Origin of the sequence: Shewanella sp. VB17 (assembly GCF_013248905.1) — a bacterium.
Taxonomy (GTDB): Bacteria; Pseudomonadota; Gammaproteobacteria; order Enterobacterales; family Shewanellaceae; genus Shewanella.
In genome coordinates this window covers 2,288,471-2,303,293 of the sequence record NZ_JABRVS010000001.1, presented here as the reverse complement: position 1 = coordinate 2,303,293, position 14,823 = coordinate 2,288,471, and the positions used below count along the sequence as shown (strand labels likewise).

Sequence of the window (14,823 nt, the reverse complement as noted above, 5' to 3'; positions counted from 1 at the left end):
CTCAATTTCCTTGTTTAACGGCCATCACTTGATGAATTTTATTCATCAAAAGTTGATCAAAATTGTCTGTTAACTTGGCATCAACGGCTAAATACCACCAATTTTCTTTGGCAAAGTCGCGACATTTTACGGCATCTTTTTCAGTCATCAATAAAGGCGCCATTTTAGTGACTTCCATTAATGCTTTCAAACTAAATATTTGATGATCTTCAAATGCTTTGGTTTTTATCAACGGCACATTAGCATCACGTAAAGTGGTAAAAAAACGTTCAGGGTTAGCGATCCCAGCAATCGCGACAGCAGGCTTATATGGATCAAAAACCTGCTGAGATGACGCGGATACAGGCACAAATCGCGTCGGTTCCAGTATCATCGGAAACTCACCGTCATGAGCTTCACCATTGACGATAATAAAATCAACATGCTGTTGTCTATCTGTTGATTCTCTAAGCGGTCCCGCTGGCAGTAATAATTCATTGCCAAAACGGCGCTCTCCATCCAGAATAAGTAATTCGATATCGCGAGCAAGCCTATAATGTTGTAAGCCATCGTCGCTGATAATAATATCAACATCATAAGCTTGAATTAAGGCTTGAGCTGCGCTAACACGATCACTGCCTATCACCATGGGGACTTGAGTTCTGGCGACTATCATGGCAGGTTCATCTCCCACCAGATCGGCTCCCATCAAAGGCTCGACCCGTTTCACACCCTCAAACTTAACCCCATAACCTCGGCTGACAACACCAGGTTTAAATCCTTGCCGTCTTAACAATTCGATAAGATAGATGACTGTCGGCGTCTTACCGCTTCCCCCCACCGTAATGTTACCAACGATAATCACAGGTACAGGCAAAGAAACCACTTTCTTTAACCCGCACGTAAACAGTACACTTCGAATATAAGTGATCAACCAAAATAATAAACTCAATGGGCTCAGCAGCCACTTTACTACTTTAAATCCAAGATGAGTGTCCGCTTTTGGATACCAAAGTTTGTTGACAAAATCCTGCATCAATTAACTGCCAAATTGCATCTGATAAAGACTAGAATACATGCCATTTTTTTCCAGTAAACTCGCATGATCACCACGCTCGATAATCCGACCTTGATCAATCACCAAGATTTGATCAGCCGACTCAATGGTCGATAAACGATGTGCAATAACGATCGACGTTCTATTGAGTCGCAAATTATCCAGTCCTTGTTGAATGGCCTTTTCAGATTCAGTATCTAATGCCGATGTTGCTTCATCCAAAATGAGCACGGGAGCATTACGTAAAATAGCTCTGGCTATGGCAATACGCTGTCTTTGACCGCCAGATAACATGACGCCATTTTCACCAATCTGTGTATCCATCCCATCAGGCAGCTTTTCAATGAACTCAAGCGCATGGGCCAAACGCGCCGCTGCGACTATCTGTTCTGACGTCACGTCTCCTGAATAAGCATAAGCGATATTATTCGCTATTGAATCATTAAACAGAGTGACCTGTTGAGAGACTAATGCCACCTGACCACGCAAACACGCAAGGCTGTAATCATTAATATTCACGCCATCAAGTTCTATATCACCTTGGCTTAAACCGGTATAAAAGCGTGTGATTAAATTAGCAATGGTAGACTTACCTGAGCCAGAACGCCCAACAAGCGCAATAGTCTGGCCTCGTTTAACGGAAAAATCGATATTATCTAAGGCGAGTCCCTCTTGCTGCGGGTAACTGAAATTCACATGATTAAAGCTTAAATCTCCCTTTGCTCTATCGAGGGTATAGCGACCATTGTCTCTTTCAGATTCTGTATCAAGCAATTCAAATACCGTAGTACAAGCCGCAATACCCCGTTGAAATTCAGCATTAACACGGGTTAAACTTTTAATTGGATTCAACATCGCTAGCATAGCACCAAGAATAGTAGCAAATGTCCCCGATGTCAGCTCAGATTGTAGCCCCTCAAAACTAGCAGCATACAGAACAAACGCCAAAGCAAACGAACCTATGATCATCACTAAAGGCTGACTAACAGACTGAGCCATGGCTAACTTCATGTTCTGGTAACGGTTCTGTTCGTTAACACGAGCAAAACGCTCTGATTCTACTTTTTGACCACCAAAAGAGAGCACATTTTTATGACCCGTGATCATCTGCTCTGTTGCTGCCGTCACCCCACCCATCGCAGTTTGAATACGTTTAGATACTTTGCGAAAACGTCGACTCACGACCGTCATAATGACACCAATAATGGGGCCAATAATCAAAATACAAAGAGATAATTTCCACGAGTAATAGAACATCACCACCAACATACCAACAACGGTAATACTATCTCGTACCATGGTGATCAATGCACTTCCTGTCGCACGTGCAATCTGTTCAGTGTCATAGGTAACACGTGAGATCAAACTGCCTGAGTTTTCTCTGTCCATATAACTCACAGGTAAAGTCAAATAGTGTTCGAACACTTGTTGACGCATATCCATGATGAGTCTTGCGCTCATGTATGAAACACAGTAACTAGACAAAAAATTCGCTAATCCACGAAAAGTAAATAATATGATAACAACAAAAGGCGCCATCATAAGCACATCACTAGACGCGTTAAAACCTGCACTGGTGCCTAAATCTATGCCATTAGCTGCAGAGGGGAGCTGACTTGCTTGCCCCCCAAAACCACCATCGATAAATGGCTTAATCATGGCGATAAATGTCATATCCACCAAGCCATAAAGTATTAAGCCGATAACAGCTAAGAAAAACACACCTTTAAGCGGTTTAATATACAGCATTAAACGCGTAAACACTGTCCACACTTCTTGATTTGAAGATATTGTCATGAACCGGATCTATTCTTAATTCAAAAAATGCATTCTACTCTGGATTGCCGTTCTTACCAAATTCAAACAATCGGTTGTACCAAAAAGGGGCTAAATCGGTACGGTATGTGCGAACAAATCGCTTCTCTCGATTAAAAATAACACTAATTTGTCCCTCACGACCTGCAATCAAATAATCACTTCCATGCTTTACGTAGCGGTGCACAACATCTGATTTAGGAAAGCCATAACGATTATTAAACCCAGCAGGAAACAGGACCAGATCAGCAGAGACCTGTTTGATAAAGTTTGGTGTTGAAGAGGTACGGCTACCATGATGAGGAGCAATTAACACGTCGCTCTTAAGCTTATCTCCTAAATCTAATAACCGTTGTTCTGCTAATTTCTCAATATCTCCCGTGAGCAGCACTTGATGAAACTTATCACTAATTTTAATCACACAAGAACCATCATTGCCTTTTTCAGCCATCTCAGGCGCTAACACTTCCACCTCCAACCCTTTCCATATTAATACTTTAGGCCGACAACTTAGATCTGAATACTGTGAGATATCACTGACCACTTTCACTTTTGGAAACGCATTAATAAGTTCAGACGCACCACCAGCATGATCATTATCACTGTGACTAAGCACTAAATAGTCAAGTTGTTTAATTCCTCTGGCATGAAGAAATGGCACCACAACTCGATCGGCATAACTAAAGTTTTCGCCATATTTAGCTCCAGTATCATAAACAAAACCATGCTGACCTTTTTCAACCACCACAGACAAGCCCTGACCAACATCCAACAAGTGCACTTGCCATGTTCCCTGTGACACCGAAAAATACTGAAAACATAACGTGATCATCGAGGGAAGGAGTAATATTGACATCATTAATCGCCACTCCAACTTTTTCGCTGTCATTATCAGGCTTAATCCCAACATAAAAAATGACATAGCGAGTATCATAACCTCAGAGATAGGAAACCATGCACCGGGTAACGTCACAAAAAAAGTTAACAATTTATCCATCGGCCACAAAGTAACATCCACCAAGTAAAACAAAGGGGACACATCAAATCCCACTGACCAACATAATAGCCAGACGATAAACGTTAACATCGCAGCAGGGATCACAACCAAGCTAAACCAAGGAACAAAAAAGAAATTAAACAATACGCCATAAAAAGTTAACCCACCAAAAAAAATCGACTGCAGCAAACCTAACACTAGACTCAATCGCCATTGTATTGCCCAAAACAGCCCCAATCTCTGCATGAAGACTCTCAAATGGGATTGCCTGCATGCTGGATTATCCTTGGGAGAGCGGCATTGTAATGTCAATAAAATAATCGATAACGCGGTAAATGACAGCCAGAACCCAGCACTTAAACAGCTTAAAGGATCTATCATTAACAAAAAGAACAGTGCAAATAACAAACGCTCCCAAGATGAGGAATACCTATTCAACATAGTCAATAACATTAGGAGTAATAACATCACTAACGCACGTTGTGTTGGCAGTGAAAAACCCGCGAGGTATGCATACACACTACACGCCATTGCAGATAAAATAGCAGCTAATAGTAAATTTCGCCGACCTAATGGCACCGACACACGACCAAGAAATGTAAAACTACTGATAAACACCCAAGCTGCAACAACCGAGAGGTGCAAACCTGAAATAGCCACCAGATGCCCAGCACCAGTAACCCTAAGTGAATGCCAACGCTCAGTACCTATTAAGCTCCTGTCACCTAACAGTAACGCTAAAATCAAATCCCCATTATCGAATGTATCCAAAGCAGGTTTGAGTGCTAATAAGATAGCATGACGAAATGAATAACTCGTTTCAATCCGTTGACCAAAAACCACCTTTCCTTTACTCACAATATGACGGCTAATTAACCCTTTTTGCTGATTATAGCCACCTTGATTCAGTACATTGGTGATAGGTTTAGGTATGACCCTAAGCTCCCAGATCTCACCGATTTGTAGTGAAGGGGGAGTTTTCCAACTCAATCGCAATATTTTTGGTAATAATCTTGTAGAATGGTGGTTCAACAGCCTAAAATCCATACTAACCCAGTCGCTGTTTTGATTTACTAGTGATATGATTTCGCCAGTGATGGAATGCTCTCGATCGATATTTTCACGTTCCCAACTCAGCATGAGTTGAGCGTAAATTGATATCCACGCTACGCCTAATACAGCCCCTGACAATAACGGGGATCGGATTAATAATAAGCACCCTATCGCAACTAAGATAAGGGCTAGAAACATTGATGGCAACGAAGGCCACAACATAGTTAAAATAATCGTGGCACTAAAGCCAAACATAAATCGATTCATACTGAATAAGTTAAGACAGCAATAGCCACTTATGCCAAAAAAAATAATTGAAAGATTTATGCCTAAATCTGAAACATTGCAAAACCACAAACATCTTCGCATGTTTGGTAAGTTATTGCATAAGCCTAACTTGTGGTCACTCAACAGACGCTCTGCGCCCATGGCGTTTGCTGTCGGTCTTTTTGTCGCTTGGATCCCCATGCCATTTCAAATGGTTTTAGCTGCCGCCCTGGCCATTGTCTTTAACTGCAATCTACCAGTATCCGTCGCGTTAGTATGGATAACCAACCCTGTCACTATGCCCTTTATGTTTTATGCTGCATACATATTAGGCGCAAAAATACTTCACCATCCACCACAGAACTTTGCATTTGAAGCAACGTGGGCTTGGATAGAGTCTTCTCTTACGACTATCGGTCCTCCCTTTTTACTCGGCTGCTTCGTTATGGGAGTGAGTTTCTCCATTATCGGTTTTTTCTTAATAAAGACCTTGTGGAAATACTCAATACTATTGAAGTGGAACAAGCGAAAAGACTAAATTTTAATGTAGGCAAAATTAACTCAATCACTTCTCGACATATAGAACTCTGTATCTTGAAGTGATTTGGGTATATCGCCTGACTTGATAGAATGACGCAAAGTAAAAAGATTATGTTTCTCTCTTTGCATAACCTGAAGCTCATGTTTTTCAAGCTCAAGGACCTTCTCATATGGAAGCGGTGTAATGGCTGCTAAATAACGAAATTTTATGTGGGGAAACACACCACAAAAAACTAATTTAGCTCTTGGGAGATGAAACTCCGAGGTCACTAGAATGACCGATGTTATCCCATTATCGTCAATAACACTTTTAGACAAAAGCGCATCCTCAAAGGTAAATCGACTCTCAACAAGAGCAAGAAAGCTCGTTTCCGGTACCCCTTTGTTCATTAGATACTGCTTCAGATAGTAGGCATGCGCAGTAGAGGTGGTATTGAAATGCTCACCTATACCTCCGGTACAGATAAGCTTAAGTGCAGAATGCTTATTCCATTCAGTTAACGCTATATCGCAACGAGAAATAGCTATCTGTGATAAAGTACCTTGATCATCATTTGGCGCACCCAATATCACTATGGCACCGTCCACTATTGTCCCCTCATGATTAATTGGATGCACATGACAACAATTTAACGTCCAGCCAAAGCACTAGCAGGCGCTATTTGACTCGCTTTCCAAGCAGGATATAAGGTTGAAATTAAGCTCATAACAAACGCTAACAATAACACAAAACCAACATCTGATAGGTGCAATTGTGATGGCAAAAAATCAATAAAATAGATATCGGCAGAAAGAAGCTGTATCCCAAAGAGATTCTCAATCCCCTGCGCAATGAAACTCAAATTTTTCGCAATAAGTACGCCAAAGGCACCACCGAGTAAACAACCCAGCACACCATTTAAAGCCCCTTGGATAATAAAGACCACCATGATCGCACTACGTTTCATTCCCATTGTCAGTAAAATGGCTATTTCAGATTGTTTATCACGCACAGCCATCACTAGAGTTGATACAATATTAAAACACGCCACCGCAATCACGAGTGCAAGTACAAGGTACATCACACTGCGGACCAGTTGTATATCCTGATAAAGATGCCCCTGAGTTCGAGTCCAATCAGTAATATAAAGATATTGCTTTTGGCTAAAACCCAATTCACGGATAAGACGTGGCGCCTCAAATACTTGAGCTGCTTTAATTCTCACTCCTGACACTTGCTCCCCCATATTTAAAATGGATGCGGCGTATTGCATAGGCACATAAGCTGTCGAAAGATCTAATTCACCTCCAAGTTCAAACACACCGATCACCGTAAAACGATAACTCTTAGTTGAGCCTATACGTTTAGTGCTCGGATCCGTATTCACATTAGGCATATATAAACTTAACGCATCCCCCACCGTTAAGCCTAAACTCGTGGCCAATCCCTTACCCAGTACGATGCTGTTTTTATCTTTAACACCAAGTTCAGACCAAGTATCTGCAGACATAAATTGTGAAATATTTGACACTTTCTGCTCATATTCAGTATCAACGCCTAATAGGGTTAGGCCTTGAAATCCACCCGACTTTTGCACTAACCCTTGCAAGCGAATATAAGGCGCAGCAGCGACAATACCTGCTATCTTATTCGCATCTTTTACTATCCCCTGCCAGTTATCAATGGGCTGATTAACGCCACTCAATTCACCATGAGCGACAACCCCTAGCATTCTATTTTCCAGTTCACTCTCAAAACCATTCATGGCAGAGAGCACCACTATCAATACTGCAACACCAAGCGCAATACCCGCAGTAGATGCAAATGAAATAAAGCTAATAAGATTATTTGATTGACGTGCCATATAAAAACGCCAGCCAATCCATATTGATAACAGCGGACTCATGAAGCCTTACCTGTTACATTTACAGGATCGTCAACTTGCAAATAACCATCTTTCATTTGCAATTGCCTGTCCATTCTCGCTGCTAATTTTGTATCATGGGTGACGACCACAAATGCAGTGCCCAATTGATTGGCTAATTCCTGAATTAACTCATAGACAGCCTCACCACTGCTAGCATCAAGGTTACCCGTAGGTTCATCTGCCAACACCAATTTAGGCTTATTAATCAGTGCACGTGCAATCGCAGTTCGTTGCCGCTCTCCTCCTGACATCTCAGCAGGTGTATGCGTTAGTCGGTGCCCTAGACCGACTCGCTCCAACAGAGCCTTAGCTTCTGCCTCTGCCATGTTTCGATCTCGACCTTGGATCAAAGCAGGCATAACCACATTTTCCAGCGCACTGAATTCAGGTAACAAGTGATGAAACTGATAAATAAAACCTAAATCTTGATTTCTTATCTCTGATTGACGGCGAGCAGACAAGCGATAAAGATCTTCACCTAGCATCATAACACTACCACTTGTTGGACAATCTAAGGTCCCCATGATGTGTAATAAAGTACTCTTGCCTGAGCCAGATGTCCCTACAATGGCAAGCTGCTCTCCTTTAAATACTTGTAGATCGACATCTTTGAGAACTTGAGTCTCAACATTTCCTTCTTTAAAACACTTACTCACACTTTTTACTTCTAACAATAACTCTGACATTGATGATCACTCTTGTATTCTTCGCTCGAACAAACTGAGAAGGTTAGCCCAACTTCGACTCTTTATTATCTGACTATCCTCACACTCCCAGCCAGACAATTTACTCGTATCTTAATGCGGTCGCAGGCTGCACTTTAGCAGCCCTAAACGCTGGGTATATCGTTGCGCAGAAAGTAATCATTAACGTACCCAACACTATCCATCCCATTTGCCCCCATTCAATTTGCACTGGCAGTGACTGACCTGCACCTAAAATTGACACGCCAACTGAATTCATCATCGAATTTAAATTAAGGGTTAACCCTATGCCTATCACTAGCCCTAACACCAAACCAATCACTGCATTAAGCGATCCTTGAAAAATGAAAATCCCCATGACATTAGATGTCGTTAACCCTTGGGTTTTGAGCACGGCAACGTCCGTTGTTTTATCAACGACCATCATGACCAGAGCAGAGACAATATTAAACGCCGCAACGGCGATAATGAGGCTCAGCATCAAAGACATCATGTTCTTTTCCATTTTTACGGCACTAAATAAGTGCCCATAAGTCTCGCGCCAGTCAGAGGTTGTTACATCAATCCCCTCTTGTTTAAATTCGGATTGTACTTTTGCATTTAGCTGCTTGGCATTAAACGGATCAGCAAGGTATAGGCGCAAGTGCTTTATTTCTCCAGGTGTTTGTCTCATTAAACGTTGTGCATCTTCATAATGAATATACGCCAAACTTGCATCCACTTGAGAGCCCATCTCGAATGTACCTGCGACAATAAACTTCCGCTGACTGGGCACAGGTCCAAGAGGTGAATACACGACACCTTCAGCGCTAAGAATTCTCACTTGATCCCCTATCGATACTGCCAAGTGCCTAGCAAGTTCAGATCCTAAAATAACCCGGTACTGACCAGGTTCGAGTTGGTCAAAATAAGCATTAAGCGTACCTTGCATCTGATCACTAAACTCTTTTTCGTATTCAGGATAAACCCCATACACTTGGATAGCACTGATATTCGAAGGTGATTGCACCATCGCTTGAGTGGAAATACTTGGAGTCACCGCTAATACACCAGGTAAGGTGATTAATGCTGACACATTGGCTTGCCAGTTCGTTAAGGCCTGTTCACTATGAACGGTTAATTGAGGCACCGCACCTAAAATACGCTGCTTTAACTGACCTTCTAGACCATTCATTACTGAGCTGACAACAATCAATGCCGCCACCCCTAGCAAAATTCCTGAGACCGCAAAAAATGTGATAAATGAAGCAAACCCATTGGTCTTTCTTACACGCCAATAACGAAAGCCTATATGTGCTGATAACGCAAAATTCATAGTTGTCCAACGACTCATTAAATATCGAGCCTTGCTAAATCATTAAGATGCGCACGATAATAGGGGTAATAGCCATGTAAAAACAAGAGGAAATCCCTTGCTTACTGACTCAACCCCCTATTTTAGTGTCAAGCACGATTTTAAGGCCTATTTGACCCCTTGGCCAGATGATAAGCCTATTCCATCTGAAAGTGAATTGAATCTAATGTTGCCGCTCAGTCTACAGCTCATTAGTGATGTAAAATCATTAGAGGCAAATTGTTTATTACAACTAAGGCACTTGGATGATGAAGCTAAAACCATCATTGAATATCTTAAGCTTCAATCCAAAAAAATTGATCTGGTTCTGCTCCATATACTTGAACGTGAGACTCACGAAGGTGAGCAACATCTAGGGGTATTCTTTGGTGGAAGTGGGATCCGTATCATCGGATCCAGTTTATTTGAGATCGGTGATACATTCAAAATCACCTTGAACATTAAAGAAGAACTGATTTCACTTTTATGCTTTGGGCATGTTACCACGACTCAAATGGTAGAAAATAACCCGATAAGCACTGACACCCAATATGTCACTGACATCGTATTTAATCGGATCTCAGACATCGATATTGAGCAGTTGGTCAAAGCCAGTCTAAGCGTACAACAAAAACAATTAAAACAACAAAAACTTGCCAGAAAATCATCATAAACTTTCACTAGCACAAGTGCCTGTATCCCACTACAATGACAGGCATCTTTGTCGCTGATCTCTTGTCTCTTCTCAATGAAAGCATTTTCCATATTAACGCCACCTGCTGTCAAAAGTATCGCTAAAGCACAAACCTTAGTAACATTAGGGGGGGCTTCGCAAGCGATCACTTTAGCAAGCTTGATTAAAAACCACGAAGGTCTCACGCTGGCTGTCACCAATGATACACCGGCAGCATTACAGCTAGAGAGTGAATTACGCTACTTATTACAAGATAAGTCGCTGCCTGTTTGGCTATTTCCTGATCGGGAAACATTGCCTTATGACAGTTTTTCACCCCACCAAGATCTCGTTTCACAACGCCTAGAAACCTTATCTCAACTCCCGAATGCCAAACATGGCGTCGTGATCGTTCCCGTTAATACTTTGATGGTGTTGCTGCCACCTAAATCATTTTTAGCTGGAAACTTACTGATACTCTCTAAAGGGGATCGCTATTGCCTTCAAGATGTCAGGAAGCAGTTGTCAGATACCGGTTATAATCTCGTTGGACAAGTTTATGAGCATGGTGAATTTGCCATTCGCGGGTCCATTATTGACCTTTTCCCTATGGGATCAAATCAGCCATATCGCATTGAGTTATTTGATGATGAAGTTGAATCGATAAGACATTTCGATCCTGAGACTCAAAGGTCCAGTGGCACAATTGAGTCAATACGTTTATTGCCTGCAAAAGAATTCCCTACCGATGATGCTGCGATTGAAAAGTTTAGGCAAGGCTATAGACGTCAGTTCAACGTACTCGTCAAAGAGCCTGAATCTATCTATCAAATGGTCAGCCGTAAAATTCTCCCCGCTGGCATAGAAAACTATCTCCCGCTTTTTTTCGACGACACAGCTAACCTGTTTGATTATCTTCCAGAAAAAACACAATTGATCAGTATTGGTGATTTAGAAGGCGCCTCCAAAGCCCATTTAGCAGAAGTTGAACAGCGTTATGAAGATAGACGAGTTGATCCTTTGCGTCCTTTATTGCCACCGAAAGCGCTTTATTTACTCACCGAGCAGCTTTTTTCAGCTTTTAAGACCCTGCCCAAAACCTACTTAAAAATAGGCCGCAGTCAAGAACAAGATCACTGTGCTAAGCTCGAATCTTTGCCTGAATTAACCGCCAATCATAAACTTAAACAGCCATTAAACCTGTTACAAGAATATATGATTAAAGGTAAAAAAGTGCTATTTAGTGCTGAATCGGAAGGTCGCCGAGAAGCATTATTAGAGCTATTTAGTAAGATCGATCTCACCCCTAAAATATTCACACATTTAGATGATTTCGTCGAGTCTAAAGCCGAAATCGGCCTCATCGTTTCCCCCTTGTCCAAAGGCTGCATTATTGAAAATGCTCAAGGGACAACCTTCAGTTTTGTTTGTGAAACTGAATTATTCGGTCATCGCATATCTCAAACACGACGTCGAGATAAACAAAGACAGATAAGCAGTGATGCACTAGTAAAAGATCTCGCAGAACTCAAAGTAGGTCAACCTATTGTTCATCTCGATCATGGTATCGCACGCTATCAAGGCTTAGAAACCTTAGACACGGGCGGCTTAGTGGCTGAATACCTCAAGCTTGAATATGCGGGTGGCGACAAACTTTATGTCCCCGTTGCATCATTACATCTCATCAGTCGATACAGCGTTGGGCCAGATGAAGAAGCCAACCTCAATAAGTTAGGCAATGAAAGCTGGGCAAAAGCCAAGAAAAAAGCCATTGAAAAAATATGCGACGTTGCGGTTGAGCTACTTGATGTTTATGCCAGAAGACAAGCTAGACCAGGTGATGCTTGCCATATTGACCAAGAAGAATACGCTCAATTTTGTCATAGTTTCCCCTTCGAAGAAACCGTCGATCAAGAAACATCAATCAATGCGGTTATCACCGATATGAGTTCACCGATCGCCATGGACAGATTGGTGTGCGGTGATGTAGGCTTTGGTAAAACGGAAGTCGCTATGCGTGCGGCATTTGTTGCAGTTAATGATGGTAAACAGGTTGCAATCTTAGTCCCTACCACTCTATTAGCCCAACAACATTTTGAAAATTTCAAAGATAGATTTGCCGATTGGCCGGTGAAAATTGAGGTGATATCCCGCTTTAAAACAGCCAAAGAACAAAAAGGGATCATGGAAGAACTCACCTCGGGTAAAGTCGATATTGTGATTGGTACCCATAAATTGCTCCAATCGGATGCCAAATTTGAAAATCTTGGTTTATTGGTGATAGATGAAGAACATAGATTTGGTGTTCGCCAAAAAGAAAAAATTAAAGCATTAAGAGCCAATGTTGATATTCTCACATTAACCGCGACGCCGATCCCTAGAACCCTAAATATGGCCATGTCAGGCATGCGAGATTTATCGATTATTGCCACCCCACCGGCAAAACGTTTATCGGTTAAAACATTTATTAGAGAGTATGACGCTGCAGCTATCAGGGAAGCCCTATTACGTGAAATTTTACGTGGAGGACAGGTATACTTTCTGCATAATACCGTGGAAACGATCGAGAAACGCGCTGCTGAAATAAGTGAGTTGCTACCGGAAGCCCGTGTAACAACAGCTCATGGGCAAATGCGTGAGCGTGAGCTTGAAAAAGTTATGTCTGACTTTTATCATCATAAATTCAATGTATTAGTTTGCACCACTATTATAGAAACGGGTATTGATGTCCCCACGGCGAATACTATCGTCATTGAACGAGCCGACAAATTTGGTCTCGCCCAACTTCATCAACTCAGGGGACGTGTTGGACGTTCTCATCATCAAGCTTATGCTTATTTAATGACGCCACATCCAAAAAGCATGACTAAAGATGCAAGAAAGCGTCTCGAAGCGATTGGTGCATTAGAAGATCTCGGTGCAGGATTCATGTTAGCCACACAAGATTTAGAGATCCGTGGCGCAGGTGAACTCTTAGGCGATGAACAAAGTGGGCATATTTCAAAAATCGGTTTCACCCTCTACATGGAAATGTTGGAAGATGCCGTTAAATGCTTAAAAGAAGGAAAAGAGCCTTCCTTAAGTCAGATGTTAAGGCATCAATGCGAAATCGAACTGCGTATCCCTGCATTACTGCCTGAAGATTTTGTTCACGATGTCAATATTCGACTCTCTCTCTACAAAAGGATCGCCAATTGCGAAACAGAAACGGCACTCAATGAGCTCAAAGTAGAGTTAATAGACCGTTTCGGGCTGTTACCATCTTCAACCAAAAACCTAATGGAACTGACCCTCTATAAGCATCAAGCGACGGCATTAGGGATAAAGAAATTAGAAATGCATGCTAAAGGTGGCAGTGTGGAGTTCAATGATGATCACAAGGTCGATCCTGGCTTTATTATTGGTTTACTGCAAAACCAGCCACAAAACTATCGAATGGATGGCCCGAATAAGTTAAAATTCATTATTCCCACAGAATCTCATTCGGACAGACTGGCTCTGGTTAAATTGCTGTTGGGACAACTATCACAACATCGTCTTGGAGACTAATGTGTTACAGAAAATTTTATCCCTCCTAATAATAGGCATACTCTCGATAAACCAAGCTTATGCACAAAATGAGCGCTGGTTTGAAGTCGAGGTCTACTTATTTGAACGAGGTCACGGACATAATCAGGAACTCAGTCCTGAAAAAGTCACGATTCCAAACACTAAAAAAGCAGTCGACCTTATATCCCCGCTTTACAGTACCGATATTACAGGTGCAAGCTTAGGCTTAAAGGGATGTTCATCCAATGATTGGGCAATAAATGCTGACATGTGCGATCAGCAATTAGAATCAACCAAAGTCAGCCATTCCGTCGAGATCCCAGTCAATATAGCCTCTGCAACAAAGCAATATGGTCGTCCTAATGGGCCGCCAATTTTACTGTCGAGTGAACAAAATCAATTTAATGACATTATACGCAAATTGAGTAGAGAGCCGGGTAATAAAAGTTTACTTCATATGACTTGGCAACAATCGATGTTACCGCGGCATAAAGCTAAGCCTGTTAGACTCTATTCTGGACAAGATTTCTCCGATCGATTTGAAATGAATGGTCAGACAATACAAGCCCATCAATCGGAATTAGCGATACCAGAGTTCAACTTTTTAACTGCCAGCTACCCCGCTAACACTCACAAACCAGTCTGGAAAATAGACGGGATGATCAACATTTACCTTAATCATTTTCTGTATGTTGAAACCACTCTACACTTAAGAGAAGAAGGAAAAAAAGACCTTGATATTTCGCAAAATAATATTAATGGAATCATAGAAGAACACAGTAAAACCGTTCCATTTCTCTATGCTTTTCCATTGGCACAGAACCGTAGAGTCCGAAGTGACGAGATCCATTATTTTGATCACCCAAAGATGGGCATGATTTTGCAAATAAGAAAGATGGAACAACCGATAAATAGGACGAATAAAACCACTGTCAATGTATTGAATTAA

Annotated in this window: 11 protein-coding genes; 4 read left to right on the top strand and 7 right to left on the bottom strand. The window is 41.7% G+C overall.

Annotation, left to right across the window (positions count from 1 at the left end; genetic code table 11):
• Position 1 precedes the first annotated feature (1 nt).
• The 3 genes from lpxK to HQQ94_RS09855 are packed head-to-tail and all read right to left on the bottom strand — an operon-like array spanning position 2 to position 5,156.
• Positions 2-1,015, bottom strand: coding sequence for a tetraacyldisaccharide 4'-kinase (lpxK, locus tag HQQ94_RS09865; RefSeq protein WP_173294264.1), 1,014 nt, complete (start codon positions 1,013-1,015; stop codon positions 2-4).
• A 3-nt stretch (positions 1,016-1,018) separates the two neighbouring features.
• A complete protein-coding gene (msbA, locus tag HQQ94_RS09860) occupies positions 1,019-2,833 on the bottom strand; it encodes a lipid A export permease/ATP-binding protein MsbA (protein ID WP_173294263.1) in 1,815 nt (604 codons plus the stop codon).
• A 34-nt stretch (positions 2,834-2,867) separates the two neighbouring features.
• Positions 2,868-5,156 (bottom strand): DNA internalization-related competence protein ComEC/Rec2, encoded by a 2,289-nt coding sequence (locus tag HQQ94_RS09855; protein ID WP_309247243.1) that lies wholly within the window; start codon positions 5,154-5,156, stop codon positions 2,868-2,870.
• Positions 5,157-5,199: 43 nt separating this feature from the next.
• Between HQQ94_RS09855 and HQQ94_RS09850 the strand changes: the two genes are divergently transcribed.
• Positions 5,200-5,706: a DUF2062 domain-containing protein gene (locus HQQ94_RS09850; RefSeq protein WP_173294261.1), complete on the top strand. Its 507-nt coding sequence runs from the start codon at positions 5,200-5,202 to the stop codon at positions 5,704-5,706.
• Positions 5,707-5,729: 23 nt separating this feature from the next.
• Here HQQ94_RS09850 and HQQ94_RS09845 read toward each other — a convergent pair whose 3' ends face one another.
• From HQQ94_RS09845 to HQQ94_RS09830, 4 genes are all read right to left on the bottom strand, one after another.
• Positions 5,730-6,296 (bottom strand): YdcF family protein, encoded by a 567-nt coding sequence (locus HQQ94_RS09845; protein WP_173294260.1) that lies wholly within the window; start codon positions 6,294-6,296, stop codon positions 5,730-5,732.
• A 41-nt stretch (positions 6,297-6,337) separates the two neighbouring features.
• Complete coding sequence (gene lolE / locus HQQ94_RS09840) at positions 6,338-7,594, bottom strand: lipoprotein-releasing ABC transporter permease subunit LolE (RefSeq protein WP_173294259.1); 1,257 nt, start codon at positions 7,592-7,594, stop codon at positions 6,338-6,340.
• Entirely contained in the window at positions 7,591-8,301 is a 711-nt protein-coding gene (gene lolD / locus HQQ94_RS09835) for a lipoprotein-releasing ABC transporter ATP-binding protein LolD (protein WP_173294258.1), read from the bottom strand. Before lolD ends, lolE begins: the two co-directional genes overlap by 4 nt.
• A 100-nt stretch (positions 8,302-8,401) precedes the next feature.
• Positions 8,402-9,634, bottom strand: coding sequence for a lipoprotein-releasing ABC transporter permease subunit (locus tag HQQ94_RS09830; RefSeq protein WP_173294257.1), 1,233 nt, complete (start codon positions 9,632-9,634; stop codon positions 8,402-8,404).
• Positions 9,635-9,731: 97 nt separating this feature from the next.
• On the opposite strand from HQQ94_RS09830, the gene HQQ94_RS09825 reads away from it, so the two are divergent.
• From HQQ94_RS09825 to HQQ94_RS09815, 3 genes are all read left to right on the top strand, one after another.
• Positions 9,732-10,325, top strand: a complete 594-nt coding sequence (locus HQQ94_RS09825; protein ID WP_173294256.1) for a hypothetical protein — start codon at positions 9,732-9,734, stop codon at positions 10,323-10,325.
• A 75-nt stretch (positions 10,326-10,400) separates the two neighbouring features.
• Positions 10,401-13,874, top strand: coding sequence for a transcription-repair coupling factor (gene mfd / locus HQQ94_RS09820; protein ID WP_173294255.1), 3,474 nt, complete (start codon positions 10,401-10,403; stop codon positions 13,872-13,874).
• Position 13,875: 1 nt separating this feature from the next.
• Positions 13,876-14,823: a peptidoglycan binding protein CsiV gene (locus HQQ94_RS09815; protein ID WP_173294254.1), complete on the top strand. Its 948-nt coding sequence runs from the start codon at positions 13,876-13,878 to the stop codon at positions 14,821-14,823.